The following is a 21,298-nucleotide window of genomic DNA, read 5'->3' on the forward strand; positions in this document are numbered from 1 at the left end:
TGTTTTGTCAGAGCCCGCTATGCCTGCAACCCGGCTTCGTGATTCAGGACTTTCATGCAATCCAGAGCGGGCACCGGGTTATTCAGAGGCTCCTGTAGTCTTAATCCTTCCCTCCGGGAGTTGTTGCACCAAGGACTCTAGTGAATGCTGTTTTTAATTGGGCTGGTGATCGTTTTCGGAAGCGTGCTGTATGGCTATGTCATGTCTCATGGCAATTTGCTGGCGCTATGGCAACCTTTTGAAATTCTGATTATTTGTGGTTCCGCTTTCGGAGCCTTTTTATTATCTAATCCATGGCATGTGGTGATGCAGTGCTTCAAGCTGACACCGCAGGTCATTATGGGCAGTAAGGTGAATAAGGCGATGTATATGGATGTACTCGGCCTGATTTACGACATCCTCAATAAAGCCCGGCGTGAAGGCATTATGGCGATTGAAGCGGATGTGGAAAGCCCGGCCTCCAGTGCGGTTTTTTCGCGTTATCCTGCGATTCAGGCGAACGAAGAGCTGGCCCATTTTATTGCCGATTATTTCCGCATTATTGCCGCCGGTAATCTGACTTCATTTGAGCTGGAGTCGCTGATGGATCAGGAAATTGATGCCCGTCTGCACGAACTGGAATTGCCCGGTAATGCAGTGGGGAAGGTGGCCGATGCCTTGCCGGGCTTTGGTATCGTGGCGGCGGTGCTGGGTATTGTAATCACCATGGGCGCTATCGGTGGCGAAGTGAGCGAAATCGGGGCGCATGTCGCGGCGGCTCTTGTCGGTACGTTCAGTGGTGTTTTTCTGGCTTACGGTATCGTTGGTCCGGTCAGTGCCGTTATGCGTCATCTGGCAGAAGAAGAAATCAAACTCTACGAAGCCAGTAAGTCCTGCATTATTGCTTCTCTGAACGGCTTGCCGCCCCAGCTGGCGGTTGAGTTTGGCCGTAAATCTCTGTTTACCCATGGTCGCCCAAGCTTTACCGAAGTTGAAAGCAAGGTTCGTGGTCGCTGATGGAAAATCTCGGTCCTCACCAGAATATTATTATCCGGCGTAAGAAAAAGGGCCGGCATGAAGATCACGGTGGCGCCTGGAAAGTCGCGATGGCCGACTTTGCGTTGGCGATGATGGCGCTGTTCCTGGTGTTGTGGGTGATCAACTCATCGAATGAACAGGAACGTGCCGCTATTTCTGGTTATTTTCAGGATCCGAAGGCCTTTGAGGACGGTACAAAAGTACCGTCGAAATATGTCATTGATCTGGGAGGCTCGCCTTCGGTTTCTGACAATGTATCGGAATCCGAAACCATCGATCCGGAAGATATTTTACAGGCTGAAGAAATCGAAAGTCTGGCGGAAGCGATTGAGAAAAAACGCATGGAGGATATGAAAGCGCAGATTGAAGCGCAGATTAACGCCAGCCCGACCCTGAGTCCGTTTAAAAATCAGTTGCTGCTGGATATCACCACCGAAGGCTTACGTCTGCAGATTGTCGATCAGACCAAACGGCCGATGTTTGATCCCGGCAGTGCGCGGCTGAAATATTATTCAGAAGATATTTTGTGGGAAATGGCACCATTACTGGCGACGATGGATCACCGTTTATCCATTGCCGGTCATACCGACTCATCGCGTGCCGGCGGTGCCCGCGATGAAGACGATATCAACTGGGGTTTGTCTTCTTTACGGGCCGATGCGGCACGACGGGCGTTGATGGAAGCCGGTGTGCCCAAATCACAGATTGCTCAGGTGATCGGCATGGGAGATACCGCACCACTCAAACCGGATGATCCGGGTAATGAAGTGAATCGCCGTATTTCTATCACGTTGCTGAATAAACGCTCGGAGAAAAGTGTCCGTGACCGTACCGGCGGTGAACCGCAGGTGGAATTTATCGACAGTAATGATCAGGCTCCGGCAGATGCCCGCCAGCCCGTTATTAATAAGGCCGGATCGCTGTTGGAAGAGTTGCGTAAAAATCGTGAAGCAAAAGATAACAGCTACGATAATCCGCCGAATAAGAACGAGGCCTTTTGGTAGAAGCCGCCAAGAGCAGGGCAGAATAAAAAAACGGCAGCGAATGGCTGCCGTTTTTATGTCTGCATTCAGGCAAACGGTCAGGGTCAGAGTTCGGTCAGCGTCTGCAGAATGCGCTGATAACTCTGGAAGCGCTCGGGTTGCACTTTACCTTCTTCAACGGCGGTACGGATTGCGCAGCCAGGCTCCTGCCCGTGAGCGCAGTCACGGAAGCGGCAATAACCGGCCAGAGGCCGCAATTCACGGAAGCCGTACAGCACTTCATCTTCACTCATGTGCCACAGACCAAATTCGCGGATTCCCGGTGAGTCAATCAGATCGCCACCGGCCGGAAAATGATACAGGCGGGCGGTGGTTGTGGTGTGCTTACCCTTACGGGTATTTTCCGACAATGCCCCGACTTTTAGTTCTTCACCTGGCAGCAACGTGGCAATCAATGACGATTTACCCACCCCGGACTGGCCGACAAAAACACTGATGCGGCCATTAAGAAATTCTTTCAACTCGCTCAGGCTGCTGTCTTCTTTGCTGCATACAAGCAAAGTACGGTAGCCCAAGGCTTCATAGGCCCCCAGCATCTGGTCAAAACGAGCGCTGTTACGTTCATCCAGCAGATCGGTTTTGTTGAGCAGAATGATCGGTTCGATATTGCAGTTTTCAGCGGCGACCAGATAGCGGTCAATCAGGTTGCTGTGCGCCTCAGGTTCGGGGGCAATCACCAGCACGATAAAATCGATATTGGCGGCAACCGGTTTGATTTCATTGTAAGGGTTGGGGCGGGAAAGCTCAGAGCTGCGTTCCAGTACGGTTTCCACCACCCCGGAATGCACCCCGTTATGCTCGGCTCCGGGGCGGAACACGACGCGGTCGCCGGTTACCAGTGAGCCAAGGTTCGCGCGCAGATAACAGCGATAGCGCTGCGCACCATCGGCGCTGCTTTCGATTTCAACCTGAGTGCCGAAGTGGGCAATCACCTGCCCCTGGCGCTCGTCACCCAGTTCACCGGCGTTCAGCTGCTCGGCAATACCACTTTCTTTTTGCTGGGCGCGTTTGGCTTTTTCTTCCTGGATTTTCTCCACGCGCCAGGTCTGGCGTTTGGTCAGTTTACGTTTGCTCATCAATCTTCGCTGCGGTGAGGGCAAGGCGGCCATTGTCCGTGTTGGCCGGGGCTGGCGCAAGTTGCTAAACAGGTGGGGCCTGTTAACACTAAGTGAATCGGGCCTGCTGAAAGCCAGTTTTTCTCAGAACAAGGAGAGAGGAGTGATATTAGTGGGCTAAATGAATGACGAGCGACGCAGTTAATGGGGAAAACTGGCCTCAGCCCGGAGGGTTATGGCTAAAAATTCCTCATCCTGCGTTGCTGTTCGTTAGCTTAACCCGTTAGGCTACACTCTCAGCGCCTTGTCTGAAATATTTTTAGCCGATAACAGGCCTGTTTAATTAGCGTTAACAGGCCCCAGTGTTTATCTATGAGCAGCCGTTATGAGCCAAAACGAAAATTTAGTCTGGATGGATCTGGAAATGACCGGTCTGGAGCCAGAGCAGGATGTGATTATTGAGATCGCGACCATTGTCACCGACAGCAATCTCAATATTGTTGCCGAAGGCCCGGTGCTGGCGGTTCATCAGCCCGATGTTCTGCTCGATGCCATGGATGAGTGGAATACCAAGACTCATGGCAATTCAGGCCTGACTGAGCGGGTACGCAACAGCAGTACCAATGCCCGTGACGCCGAACGGCTGACGCTGGAATTTCTGCGTCAGCATGTGAAACCGGGTACTTCACCACTGTGCGGCAACAGCATTCATCAGGATCGCCGTTTTCTGGTGAAATACATGCCGGAGCTGGAAGCTTATATGCATTACCGCAATATCGATGTATCCACGCTGAAAGAACTGGCCAAACGCTGGAAGCCTGCAGTGGTATCTTCCTTTCAGAAGAAAGGCAGCCATCAGGCGCTGGACGATATCAAAGAGTCGATTGCTGAAATGCAGCACTACCGTGAGCACTTTCTGGCGTTGTAAGAGTTTTGCCGGCCAGATCCTGTGCAATAAAAAAGCCCCGCGATTGCAGGGCTTTTTTATAACTGGCAGGAGCGTTCAGTCTCGCGCCTCTGTGCTATGCAGCAGGCAAATCTGATCCCGGCCATTGTTTTTGGCCCGGTACAGCGCCTGGTCCGCCAGATCCATCAGATCGGTTTCGCTTTCCAGTCCGCGCGCGGACGAGCCGGCAATACCAATGCTGAGCGTGACCTTCAGATCCGGTGCGACGTCGGTAAAGCTGAGGTTGCGCACGCGGTTGAGGATCCGTTTGGCCAGCTCTGCGGCCTGTCGTGGTTCGCAGTCATCGAGAATAATCAGGAATTCTTCACCGCCGTAACGGCCAATCGCATCCTGAGGGCGCAGTGCCTGGCGTAAGGCAGAGGCAATGTTTTGCAAAACCTTATCGCCCACTGTGTGGCCGTAGGTGTCGTTCACTTTTTTGAAGTGGTCAGCATCGATCATTAATACCGATAGCGGTGTCAGATTAAGCAGATGGCGCTGAAACGCCCGGTGCAGAATCTGCTTGATGGTGCCCTGATTCCACAGTCGGGTAAGGCTATCGATCCGGGCCTGTTGATAGGCTTCGTCCAGCTCGCCGATCAACTGTACCTGCATGTCGCTGAGTTGAGTCAGGTTAAGTTCGGTTTGTGCCCAGCTGGCGATATCGGCCAGTGCCGCAAGATCGTCTTGGCTGAACGAGCGTGGTTGGGTGTCAACGATGCACAGCGTGCCAACATTCTGTTCGCGGCTTTTGAGCAGGTAGCCGGCATAAAAACGCGCATAAGGCGCGCCTGTCACGTAGGGGTTGTCGGCAAAGCGTGGATCCTGAGTCATATCTTCACAAATCAGATATTCGTCTTCCAGCAGAGTGTGCTGGCACAGGGCATCGGAACGCGGGGTGTTGATCAGGTCGAGACCATGAATCGACTTGAACCATTGGGTTTCATCGTCAATGAGCGACAGGTACGCAACCGGAACATCAAATAACCGGCACAGGGTGCGGGTAATGCGATCAAAGCGGTCTTCCAGCGGCAGGTAGAGAATATCCAGCTCCTTTAATGCCTGCAGACGCTGATGTTCGCGGGCAGGATGTGAGGCAATGGTCATAAATCTCTCCAACAGCTGAGGCGTCTGCAAAACCGCCCGGTCATTCTGAAGTTTAGACAGTCTGACGGTATCAGACCGATGTTGTTTGCCCGCAGGTTTACCGTGTGGCTCATCGTGGGTTTTGCTGTTGCTGTAACGCCCAGTCGATATGCTCCTGCACCAGCGCGCTGACCTGCGGCCGTTTGCGCTGCAGGGCATCGGTGACTTCGAGGCTGCGCGGAGCGTTACCCAGGGCAACGGCGATATTACGCAGCCAGTTCTCGTAGCCGGTGCGGCGTATCGGCATGCCTTCGGTGCGGCTTAAAAAGGTCGCTTCATTCCAGGCGAACAGCTCCAGCAGACTGGCCTTGTCGAGCTGATGGCGTGGGCTGAAATCGCCTTCTTTGCTGGCATTGCTGAAACGGTTCCACGGACAGCCGATCTGGCAGTCATCACAGCCGAAGATACGGTTGCCGATGCCTGGTCGCAGGTCTTCAGGAATCGGCCCGTTCAGCTCGATGGTAAGGTAGGAAATACAGCGTCGCGCATCCAGCACATGCGGGCCAACAAAGGCCTGTGTCGGGCAGATGTCCAGGCAGGCTGTGCAGCGGCCGCAATGATCCTGGGTATAAGGCTTATCCATCGGTAACGGCAGATCGGTGAGGATTTCACCGAGAAAAAAATACGAGCCGGCTTTGCGGTTGATCAGCATGGTGTTTTTGCCGATCCAGCCCAGCCCGGCCTGGTTGGCCAGTGCCCGTTCCAGTACCGGCGCGCTGTCGACAAATGCACGGAAACCCATCTCGCCGGCGGCCTGTTGCAGGCGCTTACCCAGCTCGGTCAGGCGCTTGCGCACCAGTTTATGGTAATCGCGGCCAAGCGCGTAGCGCGAAATATAGGCCTGGTTTTTATCGCTCAGCTGTTCGCTGATGCGGATATCCGGCGCCAGATAATCCATACGCACGCTGATCACCCTGAGGGTACCGGGCAGTAATTCAGCCGGGCGCGAGCGCATATTGCCGTGGTCAGCCATATAAACCATATCGCCGTGATAACCGGCAGCCAGCCATTGTTGCAGCCGTTGCTCGTGTTCAGCCAGCTCTACACCGGTAATCCCCAGTTGCTGGAAGCCAAGTTCCGTGGCCCACTCGTCCAGCTGAGCACGTAAACCGGCCCATGACGGCGATAATTCAGCGCAATCCGGTGCATTGTCCGACGATCTTTCTGTCATGGGTTCGTCTTCAGGCTCAGCTTCTATATAATTTTGCGCAATTTAACATATTAGGCAGCCAAAGGATGAATCGACCTTACACCGCCAGGGATCATCTGCCGGGTGAACTCTACCGTGCCGAACAGGTGCGCGAGCTTGACCGGCTGGCGACAGAACAGGAAAACATCAGCGGCTTTGAGTTGATGTCCCGTGCGGGGGAAGCGGCTTTTGCCTGCTTGCTGGAACGCTGGCCCGATGAGCAGCACATCTGCGTTTTCGCCGGCCCCGGTAATAACGGTGGTGATGCCTGGGTGCTGGCGGCGCTGGCCTGCTACCACGGGATGGATGTGTCTTTCTATACGCTGGGCGATCTGCAGCAGCAGTCAGACAGTGCGCAGCAGGCGAGGACGATGGCGATTGATGCCGGCGTACAGCCGCAGGTGTTCAGTGGGGAACTGGATTACGACGGACGGGTCATTGTTGATGGGCTGCTGGGCACCGGGTTAAATGCCAGGGTCAGCGGCGATTATGCCGTTGCTATTGACGCTATTAATCAGCATTGGGCGGATGTGCTGGCGCTGGATTTGCCTTCCGGCCTGAATGCCGATACTGGCCGCATTATGGGTAATGCGGTGGAAGCCAGCCTGACGGTAACTTTTATCGGTATGAAGCGCGGCATGCTGACCGCGGCCGGGCCGGATGTGTGTGGCGCGATTGCGTTTGCTTCGCTGGCGGTTGATCCGCTGCTTTACCACCAGTTGCCAGCGGATGCTGAACGCATCAGTTGGGATCGTCTCGATCGTCTGGGACAGCGTTTACCCACTCGTCTGGGTAACGCGCACAAAGGTGAGTTTGGCCATGTGTTGGTGATTGGCGGCGATCAGGGTATGGGCGGTGCGGTGGCGATGGCAGCGGAAGCGGCGGCCCGCTGTGGCGCAGGACTGGTCAGTGCAGCAACGCGTACCGAGCATGTCGCCCCCCTGTTGATGCGCCGTCCGGAAGTAATGGTGCGGGCCGTTGAATCCGGTCTGGAACTGCAACCCCTGCTCCGCCGTGCGGCGGTGCTGGCGGTTGGTCCGGGGCTGGGCCAGAGCAGCTGGTCAGAGCTGTTGTTGCAGCAGGTTTTAGGTGATGAACGACCACTGCTGCTGGATGCTGATGCGCTGAATATTCTTGCATCACCGGGCTGGCGCTGTGATTTTGCCGGACGCGATTGCGTACTGACACCACACCCCGGTGAAGCCGCGAGGCTACTGGGTTGCAGCATTGCCGAAGTACAGGCCGACCGTTTTGCTGCCGCCCGTAAACTGGCGCAGGAATATCAGGCGGTGGTGGTGCTGAAAGGGCAGGGATCATTGATTGCCGCCCCCGATGGCCGGCTGGCGCTGTGCACCGACGGCAATCCGGGGATGAGCAGCGGTGGCATGGGCGATGTGCTCAGTGGCATCATCGCCGCGTTGCTGGCGCAGGGCATGACTCCCTGGGCGGCGGCACGTTATGGCGTTTGTTTGCACAGTGCTGCGGCTGATATGGTGGCGGCACGTTACGGTCAGCGTGGTTTACTGGCCAGCGATTTAATGATGATGTTGCGGGAGCTGATTAACTGATGACCATTCGCCTGTGCGGAGAATCCGCTATGACGGCCTTTGCGGCGGCCTGCGCGCCGGTATTCAGCGAAGGTGGCCTGCTGTTTCTGGAAGGCACGCTGGGGGCGGGCAAGACCACTTTCAGCCGTGGCCTGATTCAGGCTCTGGGTCATCAGGGCGCGGTTAAAAGCCCGACGTACACTCTGGTTGAAGATTATCCACTGGCCGCCTGTCATGTCTGCCACTTTGATTTATATCGTCTGGGGGATGCAGAAGAGCTGGAATTTATGGGCATACGCGATTACCTCGATAATCAGGCTCTGTGCTTAATTGAATGGGCCGAAAAAGGCCGCGGCATTCTGCCCGCAGCCGATCTGGTGCTGCATATTGACGACCTGGGCGACAGCCGTGAATTAAGCTGGACGGCAGGCACAGAACGGGGAGCGCGCTGGCAACAGGCGCTGAACCAGGTAGCACAGGAGTTTGCCCGGGCATGAGGTTTACTTTTCTGGCGCGGCTGATATTGCCATTGCTGCTGCTCAGTTCAGCGCTGCATGCCGATGTTAAAGATGTGCGGGTCTGGCAGTCACCGGACAAAACCCGGCTGGTGTTTGATTTATCCAGTCCGGCGGAGCATAAAATTTTTACCCTCAGTAATCCTGATCGGGTCGTCATTGATCTGTCTGACTCGAAAGTGCTCAATGATCTGTCTAAGGTGGATCTGCAATCAACCGCCATCCGGGCAATCCGCAGTGGTAAGCGTAACGGCAACGATGTCCGTATCGTGCTTGATGTGGCTGAACCGCTGAATCCGAAAAGTTTTCCTCTGCCGCCGAATAATGTTTACGCCAGTCATCGACTGGTGGTTGATCTGGAGCGCGAAATTGGCTCTCAGGTTATTTCCCCGATCAAAAAAGCCGATATTTATACCGACAATAAGCGCGACATTATTATTGCCATTGATGCCGGTCACGGTGGTGAAGATCCCGGTGCGATTGGTCATGGCCGTACGCGGGAGAAAAATGTCGTGCTGGCCATTTCAAAAGAACTACAGCGTTTGTTAGTTGCTGAACATGGGTTTCACCCGTTTATGGTACGAACCGGCGATTACTACATTGGCCTGCGTGAACGTACCGAAAAAGCGCGTAAAGCCAATGCCGACTTTTTTGTTTCCATTCATGCCGATGCGTTTAAACATCCGAGTGCGCATGGCAGTTCGGTTTTTGTGTTATCGGAACGCGGCGCAACCTCGGAGGCTGCGCGCTGGCTGGCTGATAAAGAAAACGAATCGGATCTGATTGGTGGCGTCAGTCTGGAAGATAAAGAAGACCATCTGGCGATGACGCTGCTGGATTTATCCATGACCGCCAAACGCAATTCCAGCGTTAAACTGGGTAGCCACATTCTCGACAATATTGGCAACGTTTCCCGGCTGCATAAAAACCATGTGGAAGAAGCGGCGTTTGTTGTTTTAAAAGCGCCCGACATGCCCGCGCTGCTGGTGGAAACCGGTTTTATTTCCAATCCGGATGAGGCCCGTAAGCTGGCAACCAGCAGTTACCAGAAAAAAATGGCGCGCGCTATTTTTGCCGGTATTACCGAATACTTCCGCGAGCATCCGCCGCGCGGTACTTTACTGGCCGCACAAAAAGGCAGTGCGCCGGTATTCAATACTTACGTGATTCGCAGTGGTGATACCCTGTCGGATATTGCGCTTAAAAATGGCGTTGCTATTAACGAACTGCGCCGCGTCAATGAACTGAAAAATGACCAGTTGCGTATTGGTCAGCGCATCAGAATTCCTAACACCTAATTTCCGGGCTGTATTGTTTATGAGTCGAATTCATCTGCTGTCACCGCGACTGGCGAACCAGATCGCCGCCGGTGAGGTAGTCGAACGCCCTGCCAACATTGTTAAAGAATTGGTGGAAAATGCTCTGGATGCCGGAGCAACCCGCATTGAAATTGATGCCGAGCAGGGTGGCGTTAAACTGCTGCGTATCCGCGATGACGGGCATGGCATTGAACACGACGATCTGCCGCTGGCACTCAGCCGCCACGCCACCAGTAAAATCATTACACTGGATGATCTTGAAGCGGTCGCTAGTCTTGGCTTTCGCGGGGAAGCGCTGGCAAGTATCAGCTCGGTGACCCGTTTAACCCTGACTTCAAGAGCGCAACATGCGGAAGAAGCCTGGAGCGTGCATGCCGAAGGACGCGACATGGCAGCCAGCGTTACTCCGGCGGCTCATCCGGTAGGCACCACGCTGGAAGTGCGTGATTTATTTTTTAATACCCCGGCGCGGCGTAAATTTTTGCGCACCGAAAAAACCGAATTTTCCCATCTGGAAGAAACCGTTAAGCGTCTGGCGTTAAGCCGTTACGATGTGGCATTTTCGCTGCGCCATAATGGCCGGGTTATTCACCAGCTGCGCAGTGCCGAGCGCACCATCGACCGAGAAAAACGCGTCGCCAGTCTGTTAAATAAAGACTTTATCGACAGCGCCGTGCACATCGATGCCGAAGCCGTGGGTCTGCAACTGCAGGGCTGGGTCGGCTTGCCGACCTTCTCGCGCTCGCAGGCGGATATGCAGTATTTCTTTGTGAATGGCCGTGTGGTTCGCGATAAATTAGTAGTGCATGCGATTAAACAAGCCTACCGCGATGTGCTGTATCACGGCCGTCATCCGGCTTTTGTGTTGTACCTCTGGCTGGACCCGAAACTGGTGGATGTAAACGTGCATCCGACCAAGCATGAAGTGCGCTTCCGCGATGGCCGGCTGGTGCATGATTTCCTGTTCCGTACGCTGCATAAAGCACTGGGTGATGTGCGTCCGGATGATCGCCTGGCGGGCAGTACACCGGCTACGCTGGTGCCGCAGACGGCGCCGCTCAGCGGTGTGCAGGCCGGTGAATTTCAGGAGCAGGCGCGCCTCGACTGGCAGGCGCAGAGCGTGCGGGAAAATGCCGGAGGTTATCTGCCAGCGTATAGTGCTGCGCCGCAACAGGGGGCTGTCAGTGCGCAGCTGGAAGGTTTGCGGGCACTCAGTCAGCCGCTCGACGATGCGCCCTGGGGGCAGGAAACACGGCAGGGTCAGCCACAGCCGTTACCACAAGCGCCCAGCGCCGATATGCCCCCGCTGGGTTATGCCATTGCGCAGCTGCATGGCATTTATATTCTGGCGCAGAATGCACAGGGTATGGTGGTGGTCGATATGCACGCCGCCCACGAACGCATTACTTACGAACGCTTAAAAATCGCCGTCGATCAGCAGGGGGTGCAGAGCCAGCCATTGCTGGTCCCGGTAACGCTGGCCGTCAGTGAGCGCGAAGCGGATGCCGCCGAGCAGTTTGCCGATGAATTCCGCTTGCTCGGCGTTGAGCTTGCACGGGTGGCACCGGAAAGCGTGGTTGTACGCCAGATTCCGGTGCTGCTGCAGCAGGCGGAAGTGCCGCGGCTGGTAACCGATATGCTGGGCGATTTGCTCGAACATGGCACCTCCGACCGTATTCTTGCGCACCGTAACGAATTACTCGGCACCATGGCCTGCCATGGCTCGGTACGTGCAAACCGCAAACTCAGTATTCCGGAAATGAACGCCTTACTGCGCGATATGGAAGCCACCGAGCGCAGCGGTCAGTGCAATCATGGCCGTCCGACCTGGACTCAGCTCACCATGGGTGAGCTGGATAAACTGTTTTTACGGGGCCGCTGATGAGCACTGTGCAAGCGTTACCACCGGCCATTTTTCTGATGGGGCCAACCGCCTCCGGTAAAACCGCATTGGCACTCGAACTGGTAGAAAAATATCCGTGTGAAATTATCAGTGTCGATTCGGCGCTGGTGTACAAGGGGATGGATATCGGTACCGCCAAACCCGACGCTAAAATGCAGAAGCGTGCGCCGCACCGGTTAATTGATCTGATTGACCCGGCAGAAAGTTATTCCGCGGCGAATTTTCGCGCAGATGCACTGCGTGAAATGGCCGACATTACCGCCCGTGGTAACGTACCGCTGCTGACCGGTGGCACCATGATGTATTTTAAATTTCTGCGCGACGGTGCGGCCCAATTGCCCCAGGCTGATGAAGAAGTGCGCGAGCGGCTGCTGGCTGAAGGGCTGCAATATGGCTGGCCATATATGCACGAAAAACTCGCCGCCATTGATCCGCAGTCGGCTGAGCGTTTAAAGCCCATGGACTCACAACGCATTCAGCGTGCGCTGGAAGTGTATGAGGTGTCCGGTAAAACGCTGACCGAGTTCTGGGCCGAACAGCAGAGCGAGCCGCTGCCTTATCATGTGGTTAACCTGGCGGTTTGTCCGCGTGAGCGCAGCACGCTGCATGAACGCATTGCACTGCGTTTTCGCCAGATGGTTGAGCAGGGATTTATCGACGAAGTGAAACAACTGCACGAGCGCGGTGATCTGAACGTTAATATGCCCTCCGTGCGCGCCGTCGGATACCGTCAGGCATGGGACTATCTGGACGGCAAATATGATTATGAGGAAATGATTGAGCGTGGCATTATAGCCACGCGCCAGTTGGCGAAGCGGCAGGTAACCTGGTTGCGCAGCTGGCCTGATCTTTACTGGCTGGAAACAGAGGATCGTAATCTTCTGCAAAGCGCCTTGAAAATCCTGCATGCCAACGCCATATTTAGCGCATCGTCCTGATTTCGCAGCTTTATCGCATTCGCGTCGCTCCGGACGAACTGGGGCTTATTACTTTTCTTGGCTGTCCCCACATTGGACGGCACACCTTCATTTAAGGAGACCATTATGTCAAAAGGGCATTCTCTACAAGACCCTTACCTCAATCAGCTGCGCAAAGAACGTATTCCAGTGTCTATTTTTCTGGTAAACGGCATCAAGCTGCAAGGTCAGATCGAATCATTCGACCAATTTGTTATTTTGTTGAAAAACACTGTTAGTCAGATGGTTTATAAACACGCAATTTCTACTGTTGTGCCATCCCGCAATGTGCGTCTGCAGCCTGCAGATACCGGCGAAGTTGATGGTAGCAGCGACGAGTAAACGCAGGAGTCGCTGATTTGTTCTTTGAACGCCCGGATAATAGCGGCGAAACCGCAGTACTGGTTCATATTGATTTTCCTGAGGGCCTCAATCGCGAGGACCTTAACGAGTTCAAAGAGCTGGTGATTTCGGCAGGTGCCGATCCGTTGGATCTGGTGACCACCAAACGTTCTACCCCCGATCCCAAAACCTTTATCGGTAAAGGTAAGGTTGAGGAAATCGGACAGGTTCTGCGCCTGCATGGCGCAGAGCTCGTTATTTTCAATCACGCACTATCCCCCAGTCAGGAACGTAACCTGGAGCGGGCTTTACAGTGCCGTGTTCTCGACCGTACCGGTCTGATTCTCGATATTTTTGCCCAGCGTGCGCGTACCCATGAAGGTAAGCTGCAGGTTGAATTGGCGCAGCTGCAGTTTCAGTCGACCCGTCTGATCCGTGGCTGGACTCACCTTGAGCGTCAGAAAGGGGGGATTGGTCTGCGCGGGCCGGGTGAAACCCAGCTCGAAACCGACCGCCGTCTGCTGCGCGAACGGGTTAAAAATATTAACGCCCGGCTGGAAAAGGTTCATGCCCAGCGTGATCAGAACCGCCGTGCGCGCAAGCGCTCATCCATTCCCAGTGTGGCCATTGTCGGTTACACCAACGCTGGTAAATCGACGTTGTTTAATACCCTGACGACGGCTGATGTGTATGCCGCGGATCAGTTATTTGCGACCCTCGATCCGACTCTGCGCCGTTTTGCAGTGGATAATGTTGGTGAAGTGGTGTTGGCGGATACCGTTGGTTTTATCCGTCATTTGCCGCATAAACTGGTTGAGGCGTTTCAGGCCACTTTGCAGGAAGCGGCCGAAGCCGATCTGCTGGTGCATGTCATCGACTGCGCTGCGCAGGAACGTGAGGGCAACATTCAGCAGGTTGAACTGGTATTAAAAGAAATCGAAGCGGATGTTGTGCCGCAACTGCGGGTCTATAACAAAATAGACCTGCTTGAACAGGCTGAAGCACGCATTGATCGTGATGATCAGGGGCAACCTGTGGCGGTTTGGGTATCGGCACAGCAGCGCCTTGGACTGGACTTGTTGAATCAGGCCATTGGCGAGTTATTGAGCACCGAAGTCTTCAATGAAGAGATCTGTCTGCACCCGGCGGAAGCCAAGTTACGTGCAATTCTTTACGATTTGGGTGCCATACAGAAAGAACACTATGCTGAAAACGGTGATATGGTACTGACCCTGAGAATGCAGCGTCAGGATTTCAAGCGTGCGCTGGCGCGTGCTGATGTCGCCGAAAGCCGTTTTCTTGAACCGATACAGGAAGCCTGGCACTGAATAATTGCAGTTTGCCCGGTGCATCCGGTTCCGATATTTTTCAGGATGCGTTGTCATACGGACGTGCGCATCAAATTGTCTGCCTAACTGGAGTGACTTATGGCCTGGAATGAGCCCGGCGGAAAGGGCAATCCCAATGATCCCTGGGGTAACAACAACCGCGGTAATAAAAATCGCGGTAATCAGCCACCGGATCTGGATGATGCCCTGAAACAACTGATGGACAAGATTAACGGTCTGTTCGGTAAGGGAAATGGCAATAACAATAACGGCGGTAACAGCGGTAGCGGTGCCGGCGGTTTCTTTGGTATTGCGGCGGCCATTCTGGTGGTGATGCTGGCCTTTAATTCTTTTTATACCCTCGACGAGCAGGAACGTGGTGTTGTGCTGCGTCTGGGTAAATACCTGAAAACGGAAAGTCCGGGTCTGCACTTTAAAGTGCCGCTGGTTGATCAGGTGATTCCGGTCAACACCACCAAAGTGCGTGAAGCCGAAATCAAAGAACGTATGCTCACCGAAGACGAAAACATCGTCGAAGTTGAACTGAACGCTCAATACCGGGTGGCCGATCCTATTGCTTTCGCCCTGCGTGTTGAGCTGCCGGAGCGTACTTTGCTGTCAGCTGCTGAAAGTGCCCTGCGCCATGAAGTCGGTTCGGCGGCCATGGATCCGATTCTGACGACTGGCCGGGCAGTGCTGGCCGAGAAAGTACAGATTCGTCTGCAGGATTACCTCGACCGTTATCAGACCGGTATGGTGCTGACCAACGTCAACATTAAAGATGCCCGCCCACCGGCTCAGGTGAAGGCAGCATTCGATGACGTGCAGAAAGCCAAGCAAGATAAAGAGCGCTTTATCAACGAAGCTGAAGCCTACGCCAATGCGGTTGTGCCGGAAGCCCGAGGTCGCGCTCAGCGTCAACTGGAAGAAGCCAGCGCTTATAAAGACCGTATCGTTGCTCGCGCAGAAGGTGAGGCGGCACGTTTCAATAACCTGTATTCCGAATACAAAAAAGCGCCGGCGGTTACCCGTGAGCGTCTGTACATTGAAGCCATGTCGGATGTGTACACCAACACCAGCAAAGTATTGGTGGATGTTAAAGGCGGTAACAACATGATGTACCTGCCGCTGGATAAGCTGATGCAGAATCTGCCGGCCGCGAAAGGCGAAGGTGGCTCTCTGAGCACGGGGGATATTTCCCGTTTGACCGATCAGGTGCTGAACGAAGTCCGCACCCGTCAGAACAGCACTGGTAACACTACTCGCAGGGAGGGTCGTTAATGTCTCCGAAAGCTTTATTGAGTCTGATCGTTCTGGGTGTGCTGCTGTTGGTAGCCAGTCAGGGTCTGTACGTCATCAACGAAACCGAGCGGGCGATCAAACTGCAGTTCGGTGAAGTGGTCGATAACGACATCAAACCGGGTATTCACTGGAAAGTACCGTTTATGCAGAACGTGAAGCGTTTTGATGCACGGGTACTGACACTGGATACCAATCCATCGCATTTTCTGACCTCCGGTAAGAAATACGTGATCGTCGACTCGTTCACCAAGTGGCGTATTAAGGATGTCAATTCCTACTACAAAGCCACTTCCGGTAACCGCCAGGAAGCTTCTAACCTGCTGGCTAACCTGGTGAACAAAGGTCTGCGTGATGAAATCGCCAACCGTACCCTGCATGAAGTGGTATCCGGTGAGCGTGACCAGCTGATGACCAAACTCACCGCCGCGCTGAATACGCAAACTCAGGATGATCTGGGTATTGAGATTCTCGATATGCGCGTGAAAGCCGTCGATCTGCCGGATGATCTGAGTGCCTCGGTGTATAACCGTATGTCGGCGGAACGTGAGCGTGAAGCACGCGAACACCGCTCACAGGGTAAAGAGCTGTCAGAAGGTATTCAGGCCGACGCCGATCGTCAGAAAACCGTACTGGAAGCTGAAGCTTACCGTGATGCAGAGCGCACCAAGGGTGAGGGTGATGCTGAAGCTGCACGTATTTATGCGTCTGCTTACAACAAAGACCCAGAGTTCTACGCCTTTACCCGTAGCCTGAAGGCCTATACACAGACCTTCAGCCAGGGCGATGTGTTGCTGCTGGAGCCGGACAGCGACTTCTTCCGTTATATGAAGGACGCAAAAGGCAAGTAAGCAATAACCAATGCCCGCGCCTTAACCATGTTCAAGGCGCAGCGGCTTTGGTAGAATCCTGTAACCGGGCCTGGTGCCCGGTTTTTTTGTGCGATTTTCTTTTGAGGACCTCCGGTGCAGCCCGATTTATGGCGCGAATTCGCTATCGCCCTCTGCCTGGTGTTTATTCTTGAAGGGGTAATGCCGTTTCTCTACCCCGCCCGATGGCGCAAGCTGGTCGCTCAGTTGGCTACCGTCGATGATCGCACGATGCGCATGACCGGTCTGATCAGCATGTTGATCGGGCTGGGTTTACTTTACGTAATCAATTAAAAGGCTGGACGATGACTAGCGCTGACCGTTGGCTATTGCCGGATGGTATTGAAGAAGTGCTGCCGCCTCAGGCGCGGCGGATTGAACAGTTGCGTCGCCGTTTGCTCGACCAGCTGGATAACAGTGGCTACGACCTGGTGATTCCACCGGCGCTTGAATATCTTGACTCGTTGCTGACCGGCGTCGGTAAAGATCTCGATCTGCGTACCTTTAAAGTCACTGACCAGCTGTCTGGCCGGTTGATGGGCCTGAGTGCCGATACCACGCCTCAGGTTGCCCGTATCGACGCTCACAGTCTGGCGCCGGAAGGCATCAGCCGTCTGAGCTATTGCCGTACCGTATTCCACGCCAAGGCCAGCTCGCTGCTGGCCAGTCGGACCCCGACGCAGATTGGTGCTGAACTGTACGGTGAAGCCGGTGTTGGTGCTGACGTTGAGATCATCAGCCTGATGCTGACCCTGCTTGAGTCCGCCGGTGTGCAGCAGGTGCATCTGGACCTGGGCCATGTTGGTGTCTTCCGTGCGTTGGCGGCCAAGGCCGGTATCAGTGCCGAGCAACAACGCGAATTATTTGATCTGCTGAAACTGAAATGCGCCACCGACCTTGAAGCCTGGGCCGCGCGCGAAATTCAGGATGCCGCACTGGCTGAAGCCTTTGCGCTGCTGATCCGCCTGCAGGGCGACCGTCAGAAACTGGATGCCGCCATCAGCCGTATGGCCGAGCTGGTACCGGAAACCTCCGCTGAACTGGCGCATATCCAGCAGGTGGCTGAACAGCTGGCGCTGCGTTTCCCGCAGACGTCACTGTATTTCGACCTGACCGAGCTGCGCGGCTATAACTATCACACCGGTCTGGTGTTTGCCGCTTATATCCCAGGTTATGGCGATGCCATTGCCCAGGGAGGCCGTTATGACGAAACCGGTGCCGTATTTGGCCGTGCCCGTCCGGCAACCGGCTTCAGTGCCGATCTGAAAGTACTGGCACGTTTTGGTACCTATCAGACAGAAGCAAAACAGACAGTAGTTGCACCCAATGATAATGACCCGGCCTTATGGCAACTGATTGCGCAATTGCGTGAGCAGGGCAAGCGGGTAGTGGTGCCGTTGAACGATGATGCGATCCGGGCGGATCTGTATCTGAAAAAACTGGATGGCCAGTGGCAGCTGGTCGAAGCTTAATTTTTTAGAGTGATTGATACCGCGATGGGCAAAAGCGTTGTTGTTCTGGGCACCCAATGGGGTGACGAAGGTAAGGGTAAGATTGTTGACCTGCTGACTGAAAAAGCCGCCGCAGTGGTGCGTTTTCAGGGTGGTCACAATGCTGGTCATACACTGGTAATCAACGGTGAAAAAACCGCACTGCACCTGATTCCATCCGGCATCCTGCGTGATGGCGTGACCTGTATCATCGGGAACGGTGTGGTGGTTGCTCCGGATGCGTTGCTGAAAGAGATCCGCGCCCTGGAAGAGCGTGGTGTACCGGTGATGGAGCGTCTGCGCATTTCCCATGCCTGTCCGCTGATTCTGCCGTATCACTGTGCTCTGGATCAGGCCCGTGAAATCAAACGCGGCAATGCCAAGATCGGTACCACCGGTCGTGGTATCGGCCCGGCCTACGAAGATAAAGTATCCCGTCGCGGCCTGCGCGTTGGCGATCTGTATCAGCCGGAATTTGCCGACAAGCTGAAAGAAGTAATGGAATACCATAACTTCTCGCTGAAAAATTACTACGGCGTTGACGAAGTCAGCTACGAAGAAACCCTGGCATCCTGCATGGATTGGGCCGCACAGATCAAAGACGTTGTTGTTGACGCCGTGAACCTGGTGCATGAAATCCGCGAAAGCGGTGGCGATATCATGTTTGAAGGTGCCCAGGGCACACTGCTGGATATCGACCACGGTACCTATCCGTTCGTAACCTCGTCCAACACCACTGCCGGTGGCGTAGCGACCGGTTCCGGCGTAGGCCCGCTGTATCTGGATCAGATTCTGGGTATTACCAAGGCTTACACCACCCGTGTGGGTTCTGGTCCGTTCCCGACCGAACTGTTTGACGACGTGGGTGTGCACCTGGCGACCGTTGGCAAAGAGAAAGGCACCACGACCGGTCGTGACCGCCGCTGTGGCTGGTTTGATGCGATGCTGGTGAAGCACGCGATCCGCGTTAACTCCATCAACACCATCTGTTTGACCAAGCTCGACGTACTGGACGGTCTGGAAACCATTAAGGTGTGTGTCGGTTATGAAGATGCCGATGGCAACGCCGTTAATGTACCGGCCAGTGCTGATCAGTTTGATAAAATCAAACCGGTCTATAAAGAGCTGCCAGGCTGGACGGAGTCAACCTTCGGTGCCAAGAGCATTGATGAGCTGCCAGAAAATGCGCGCGCCTACGTGCGTTTTATCGAAGAGGCCATCAAAGCGCCAATCGATATCATTTCTACCGGTCCTGACCGTATAGAAACCATCGTCCTGCGCCACAGCTTCGAGCTGTAATTCCGGCACTTTCTGGTACGAAGAGAAACCCCGCAGCGTAAGCTCCGGGGTTTTTTTATGCCTGCCGTCCGGAGAGGGTCGCGCTTTTTCGTCATATCCGTGATCTTTAATCATTAATTTTTCATTTTTTCTAACTACGATTCCTTTCAGGAAATAAAGGCACGGCTATTGCTAAAATGTCTTTTCTGACTTTTAAGACATCAATAATTGTCAGAAAACCGGCACACAGAGGCCGGTTCTCACCACTTTAACAACAGGAAAACGCAATGCAGGATTTGTATGATTATCCGGTCGTCATTGAAGTAACGGTGGCCTGGGGCGAAATGGATGCCTTTCAGCACGTCAATAACGCTCAGTTCTTCCGCTACTTTGAGAGTGCGAGGGTGCAGTATTTCGACAACCTGAAAATTCTCGATTACATGAACAACTACGCCCGCGGGCCGATTCTGGCGTCGACCAATGCTAAATTTCTGGCACCGGTGAAATACCCGGACACGCTGAGTGTCGGTATCCGCAGTGTGCAGCTGGAGAGCGGGCGTATTACCCAGGAGTACGCGGTCTGGAGCCACGAAACATCGCGCCTGGTGGCCAAAGGTGAAAGTCTGCTGGTGTTCTTTGATTACAAGGCCGGGCGTCCCTGTGAGATTCCACCGGCGTTGGCAGAAAGTATTCTGAAACTGGAGCCGTATTTAGCGGAAAAGGCATCGAGCTGACAGGCCCAATAAAAACGGCAGGATAATCCTGCCGTTTTTTTGCCGCTGCTGAGCTTCACAGCACTATGTCGGCAAAGCTGCTGACGGCGGTATGAGTGGTGTTCTGCGGCAATGCACCATCACGCACCAGCCAGCAGGTCTGCATGCCCGCTTCGCGCGCGGCATCCAGTTCTTCAGCGATATCCGACAGAAACAGCACATCCGCCGCCTGAATATCATGTTGCTTCTGCAGTTCGGCGAGGATATTCCGGTAGGAACCGGCCTCACGTTTGCCGCCAACCAGAGTATCGAAATGACCGCTGAACAACGGCAGCAGATCGCCATCCTGTGAATATCCGAAAAACAGCTTCTGTGCCTGTACTGAGCCAGAAGAATAGACATACAGCGGAATACCGTTGGCATGCCAGCGCTGCAGATATTCGGTGGCATCGGCATACATATGGGCGGCGTAATCACGGTTCTTGTAGCCCGATTCCCAGATCAGCCCCTGCAGTGCTTTCAGCGGTGTTACTTTGCGGTCGGCGGCGATCCATTCCTGCAGCAGGGCGATCAGCGCTTCATGATCGCTGGCATCAATATTCAGGCCCTCCGCGGCAGCCAGTTGTGCTGTAGCCGTCAGGTGTTCTTGCACCTGGGGATTACTCAGATGGTTGCGTATATAGTCCGGTAAATGCTGTGCGGCATAGGGGAACAACACGTCTTTAACAAACGCAATGGAGGACGTGGTGCCCTCAATATCGGTCAGAATCAGTTTTACGGTCATCAGGGTTGCGGCTCAGTTTTCCAGACGGTTAAAGCGTTCGGCGATGTCGCTGCCGGTAAAGTTGGCGACCCAGCCGTCGGGATTATTAAACAGACGGATGGCAATAAAACCGGGGTTCGGTCCCATATCAAACCAGTGGGGAGTATTGGCCGGTACGCTGATCAGGTCGCCTTTCTGGCATAACACTTCAAAGATTTTTTGTTCGGCGTGCAGGGTGAACAGACCTTCACCGGAGACAAAAAAGCGTACTTCGTCTTCGCTGTGAGTATGTTCGCTGAGGAATTTCTGGCGCAGTTCAGCCTTTTGCGGATGATCGGAATTAAGACTGACCACATCCACAGTTTGGTAACCGTCCTCACGCATCAGGCGTTCGATATCCTGTTGATAGGCGCTGATGACTTCTTCCTGTTGCGCCCCGGCACTGAGGTCGCTGCCGGTTTGCCACTGCTCGAAGCGTACGCCGATCTCCGCCAGTCGCGACTGAATCTTGCTGCTGTTATCACTGGTGAACAACAGGTTCGTTGTATCGTGATCGGTATAGATGCGGATAATGCTCATG

21 protein-coding genes are annotated in these 21,298 nt (G+C 54.3%); 16 read left to right on the forward strand and 5 right to left on the reverse strand.

The window, feature by feature from the left end:
* Positions 1-144 precede the first annotated feature (144 nt).
* Entirely contained in the window at positions 145-996 is an 852-nt protein-coding gene (motA, locus tag NYR02_RS15310; RefSeq protein WP_260977225.1) for a flagellar motor stator protein MotA, read from the forward strand.
* Positions 996-2,021, forward strand: a complete 1,026-nt coding sequence (gene motB, locus NYR02_RS15315; protein ID WP_260977226.1) for a flagellar motor protein MotB — start codon at positions 996-998, stop codon at positions 2,019-2,021. Before motA ends, motB begins: the two co-directional genes overlap by 1 nt.
* Positions 2,022-2,104: 83 nt before the next feature.
* Here motB and rsgA read toward each other — a convergent pair whose 3' ends face one another.
* Positions 2,105-3,136 (reverse strand): small ribosomal subunit biogenesis GTPase RsgA, encoded by a 1,032-nt coding sequence (rsgA, locus tag NYR02_RS15320; RefSeq protein WP_260977227.1) that lies wholly within the window; start codon positions 3,134-3,136, stop codon positions 2,105-2,107.
* 364 nt (positions 3,137-3,500) lie between these two features.
* On the opposite strand from rsgA, the gene orn reads away from it, so the two are divergent.
* Positions 3,501-4,043 carry an oligoribonuclease gene (gene orn, locus NYR02_RS15325; protein WP_260977228.1) on the forward strand — a complete coding sequence of 181 codons (543 nt, stop codon included), beginning with the start codon at positions 3,501-3,503 and terminating at the stop codon, positions 4,041-4,043.
* A 75-nt stretch (positions 4,044-4,118) separates the two neighbouring features.
* On the opposite strand, the gene NYR02_RS15330 is transcribed toward orn, so the two are convergent.
* Positions 4,119-5,168, reverse strand: coding sequence for a GGDEF domain-containing protein (locus NYR02_RS15330; RefSeq protein ID WP_260977229.1), 1,050 nt, complete (start codon positions 5,166-5,168; stop codon positions 4,119-4,121).
* A gap of 109 nt (positions 5,169-5,277) precedes the next feature.
* A complete protein-coding gene (gene queG / locus NYR02_RS15335; protein ID WP_260977230.1) occupies positions 5,278-6,378 on the reverse strand; it encodes a tRNA epoxyqueuosine(34) reductase QueG in 1,101 nt (366 codons plus the stop codon).
* 65 nt (positions 6,379-6,443) lie between these two features.
* Here queG and NYR02_RS15340 point away from each other — a divergent pair, with 65 nt between their 5' ends.
* The 13 genes from NYR02_RS15340 (at position 6,444) to NYR02_RS15400 (ending at position 19,976) form a co-directional block, all read left to right on the forward strand.
* Positions 6,444-7,964: an NAD(P)H-hydrate dehydratase gene (locus NYR02_RS15340; protein ID WP_260977231.1), complete on the forward strand. Its 1,521-nt coding sequence runs from the start codon at positions 6,444-6,446 to the stop codon at positions 7,962-7,964.
* Positions 7,964-8,440, forward strand: a complete 477-nt coding sequence (gene tsaE, locus NYR02_RS15345) for a tRNA (adenosine(37)-N6)-threonylcarbamoyltransferase complex ATPase subunit type 1 TsaE (RefSeq protein ID WP_260977232.1) — start codon at positions 7,964-7,966, stop codon at positions 8,438-8,440. The genes NYR02_RS15340 and tsaE overlap by 1 nt, the downstream gene beginning before the upstream one ends.
* Positions 8,437-9,756, forward strand: a complete 1,320-nt coding sequence (locus NYR02_RS15350) for an N-acetylmuramoyl-L-alanine amidase (protein WP_260977233.1) — start codon at positions 8,437-8,439, stop codon at positions 9,754-9,756. Before tsaE ends, NYR02_RS15350 begins: the two co-directional genes overlap by 4 nt.
* Before the next feature lie 19 nt (positions 9,757-9,775).
* Positions 9,776-11,659 (forward strand): DNA mismatch repair endonuclease MutL, encoded by a 1,884-nt coding sequence (gene mutL / locus NYR02_RS15355; protein ID WP_260977234.1) that lies wholly within the window; start codon positions 9,776-9,778, stop codon positions 11,657-11,659.
* Positions 11,659-12,618 (forward strand): tRNA (adenosine(37)-N6)-dimethylallyltransferase MiaA, encoded by a 960-nt coding sequence (miaA, locus tag NYR02_RS15360; protein WP_260977235.1) that lies wholly within the window; start codon positions 11,659-11,661, stop codon positions 12,616-12,618. Before mutL ends, miaA begins: the two co-directional genes overlap by 1 nt.
* Positions 12,619-12,723: 105 nt before the next feature.
* A complete protein-coding gene (gene hfq / locus NYR02_RS15365) occupies positions 12,724-12,978 on the forward strand; it encodes an RNA chaperone Hfq (RefSeq protein ID WP_145469863.1) in 255 nt (84 codons plus the stop codon).
* Positions 12,979-12,995: 17 nt separating this feature from the next.
* Complete coding sequence (hflX, locus tag NYR02_RS15370) at positions 12,996-14,306, forward strand: ribosome rescue GTPase HflX (protein ID WP_260977236.1); 1,311 nt, start codon at positions 12,996-12,998, stop codon at positions 14,304-14,306.
* Between the two features lie 99 nt (positions 14,307-14,405).
* Positions 14,406-15,587, forward strand: coding sequence for an FtsH protease activity modulator HflK (hflK, locus tag NYR02_RS15375; RefSeq protein WP_260977237.1), 1,182 nt, complete (start codon positions 14,406-14,408; stop codon positions 15,585-15,587).
* Positions 15,587-16,456 carry a protease modulator HflC gene (hflC, locus tag NYR02_RS15380; RefSeq protein WP_260977238.1) on the forward strand — a complete coding sequence of 290 codons (870 nt, stop codon included), beginning with the start codon at positions 15,587-15,589 and terminating at the stop codon, positions 16,454-16,456. Before hflK ends, hflC begins: the two co-directional genes overlap by 1 nt.
* Before the next feature lie 114 nt (positions 16,457-16,570).
* A complete protein-coding gene (locus NYR02_RS15385; protein ID WP_145469859.1) occupies positions 16,571-16,768 on the forward strand; it encodes a DUF2065 domain-containing protein in 198 nt (65 codons plus the stop codon).
* 11 nt (positions 16,769-16,779) lie between these two features.
* A complete protein-coding gene (locus NYR02_RS15390; protein ID WP_260977239.1) occupies positions 16,780-17,946 on the forward strand; it encodes an ATP phosphoribosyltransferase regulatory subunit in 1,167 nt (388 codons plus the stop codon).
* A 24-nt stretch (positions 17,947-17,970) separates the two neighbouring features.
* The gene (locus NYR02_RS15395; RefSeq protein ID WP_260977240.1) at positions 17,971-19,263 is read left to right on the forward strand and encodes an adenylosuccinate synthase; all 1,293 of its coding nucleotides are present in this window, start codon (positions 17,971-17,973) and stop codon (positions 19,261-19,263) included.
* Between the two features lie 266 nt (positions 19,264-19,529).
* The gene (locus NYR02_RS15400; protein ID WP_260977241.1) at positions 19,530-19,976 is read left to right on the forward strand and encodes an acyl-CoA thioesterase; all 447 of its coding nucleotides are present in this window, start codon (positions 19,530-19,532) and stop codon (positions 19,974-19,976) included.
* 55 nt (positions 19,977-20,031) lie between these two features.
* On the opposite strand, the gene mtnC is transcribed toward NYR02_RS15400, so the two are convergent.
* Together mtnC and NYR02_RS15410 are read right to left on the reverse strand one after the other, a co-directional pair.
* The gene (mtnC, locus tag NYR02_RS15405) at positions 20,032-20,739 is read right to left on the reverse strand and encodes an acireductone synthase (protein ID WP_260977242.1); all 708 of its coding nucleotides are present in this window, start codon (positions 20,737-20,739) and stop codon (positions 20,032-20,034) included.
* 12 nt (positions 20,740-20,751) lie between these two features.
* Positions 20,752-21,297, reverse strand: coding sequence for a 1,2-dihydroxy-3-keto-5-methylthiopentene dioxygenase (locus tag NYR02_RS15410; protein ID WP_260977243.1), 546 nt, complete (start codon positions 21,295-21,297; stop codon positions 20,752-20,754).
* Position 21,298 lies beyond the last annotated feature (1 nt).

It is taken from the genome of Thalassolituus pacificus (assembly GCF_025318105.1).
Classification (GTDB): Bacteria; Pseudomonadota; Gammaproteobacteria; order Pseudomonadales; family Oceanobacteraceae; genus Venatoribacter; species Venatoribacter pacificus.

Excerpts from the sequence above, each read along its gene's own strand:
- motA (WP_260977225.1), top strand. The coding sequence starts at position 145 with ATGCTGTTTTTAATTGGGCTGGTGATCGTTTTCGGAAGCGTGCTGTAT.
- motB (WP_260977226.1), top strand. The coding sequence starts at position 996 with ATGGAAAATCTCGGTCCTCACCAGAATATTATTATCCGGCGTAAGAAA.
- rsgA (WP_260977227.1), bottom strand. The coding sequence starts at position 3,136 with ATGAGCAAACGTAAACTGACCAAACGCCAGACCTGGCGCGTGGAGAAA.
- orn (WP_260977228.1), top strand. The coding sequence starts at position 3,501 with ATGAGCCAAAACGAAAATTTAGTCTGGATGGATCTGGAAATGACCGGT.
- NYR02_RS15330 (WP_260977229.1), bottom strand. The coding sequence starts at position 5,168 with ATGACCATTGCCTCACATCCTGCCCGCGAACATCAGCGTCTGCAGGCA.
- queG (WP_260977230.1), bottom strand. The coding sequence starts at position 6,378 with ATGACAGAAAGATCGTCGGACAATGCACCGGATTGCGCTGAATTATCG.
- NYR02_RS15340 (WP_260977231.1), top strand. The coding sequence starts at position 6,444 with ATGAATCGACCTTACACCGCCAGGGATCATCTGCCGGGTGAACTCTAC.
- tsaE (WP_260977232.1), top strand. The coding sequence starts at position 7,964 with ATGACCATTCGCCTGTGCGGAGAATCCGCTATGACGGCCTTTGCGGCG.
- NYR02_RS15350 (WP_260977233.1), top strand. The coding sequence starts at position 8,437 with ATGAGGTTTACTTTTCTGGCGCGGCTGATATTGCCATTGCTGCTGCTC.
- mutL (WP_260977234.1), top strand. The coding sequence starts at position 9,776 with ATGAGTCGAATTCATCTGCTGTCACCGCGACTGGCGAACCAGATCGCC.
- miaA (WP_260977235.1), top strand. The coding sequence starts at position 11,659 with ATGAGCACTGTGCAAGCGTTACCACCGGCCATTTTTCTGATGGGGCCA.
- hfq (WP_145469863.1), top strand. The coding sequence starts at position 12,724 with ATGTCAAAAGGGCATTCTCTACAAGACCCTTACCTCAATCAGCTGCGC.
- hflK (WP_260977237.1), top strand. The coding sequence starts at position 14,406 with ATGGCCTGGAATGAGCCCGGCGGAAAGGGCAATCCCAATGATCCCTGG.
- hflC (WP_260977238.1), top strand. The coding sequence starts at position 15,587 with ATGTCTCCGAAAGCTTTATTGAGTCTGATCGTTCTGGGTGTGCTGCTG.
- NYR02_RS15390 (WP_260977239.1), top strand. The coding sequence starts at position 16,780 with ATGACTAGCGCTGACCGTTGGCTATTGCCGGATGGTATTGAAGAAGTG.
- NYR02_RS15395 (WP_260977240.1), top strand. The coding sequence starts at position 17,971 with ATGGGCAAAAGCGTTGTTGTTCTGGGCACCCAATGGGGTGACGAAGGT.
- NYR02_RS15400 (WP_260977241.1), top strand. The coding sequence starts at position 19,530 with ATGCAGGATTTGTATGATTATCCGGTCGTCATTGAAGTAACGGTGGCC.
- mtnC (WP_260977242.1), bottom strand. The coding sequence starts at position 20,739 with ATGACCGTAAAACTGATTCTGACCGATATTGAGGGCACCACGTCCTCC.
- NYR02_RS15410 (WP_260977243.1), bottom strand. The coding sequence starts at position 21,297 with ATGAGCATTATCCGCATCTATACCGATCACGATACAACGAACCTGTTG.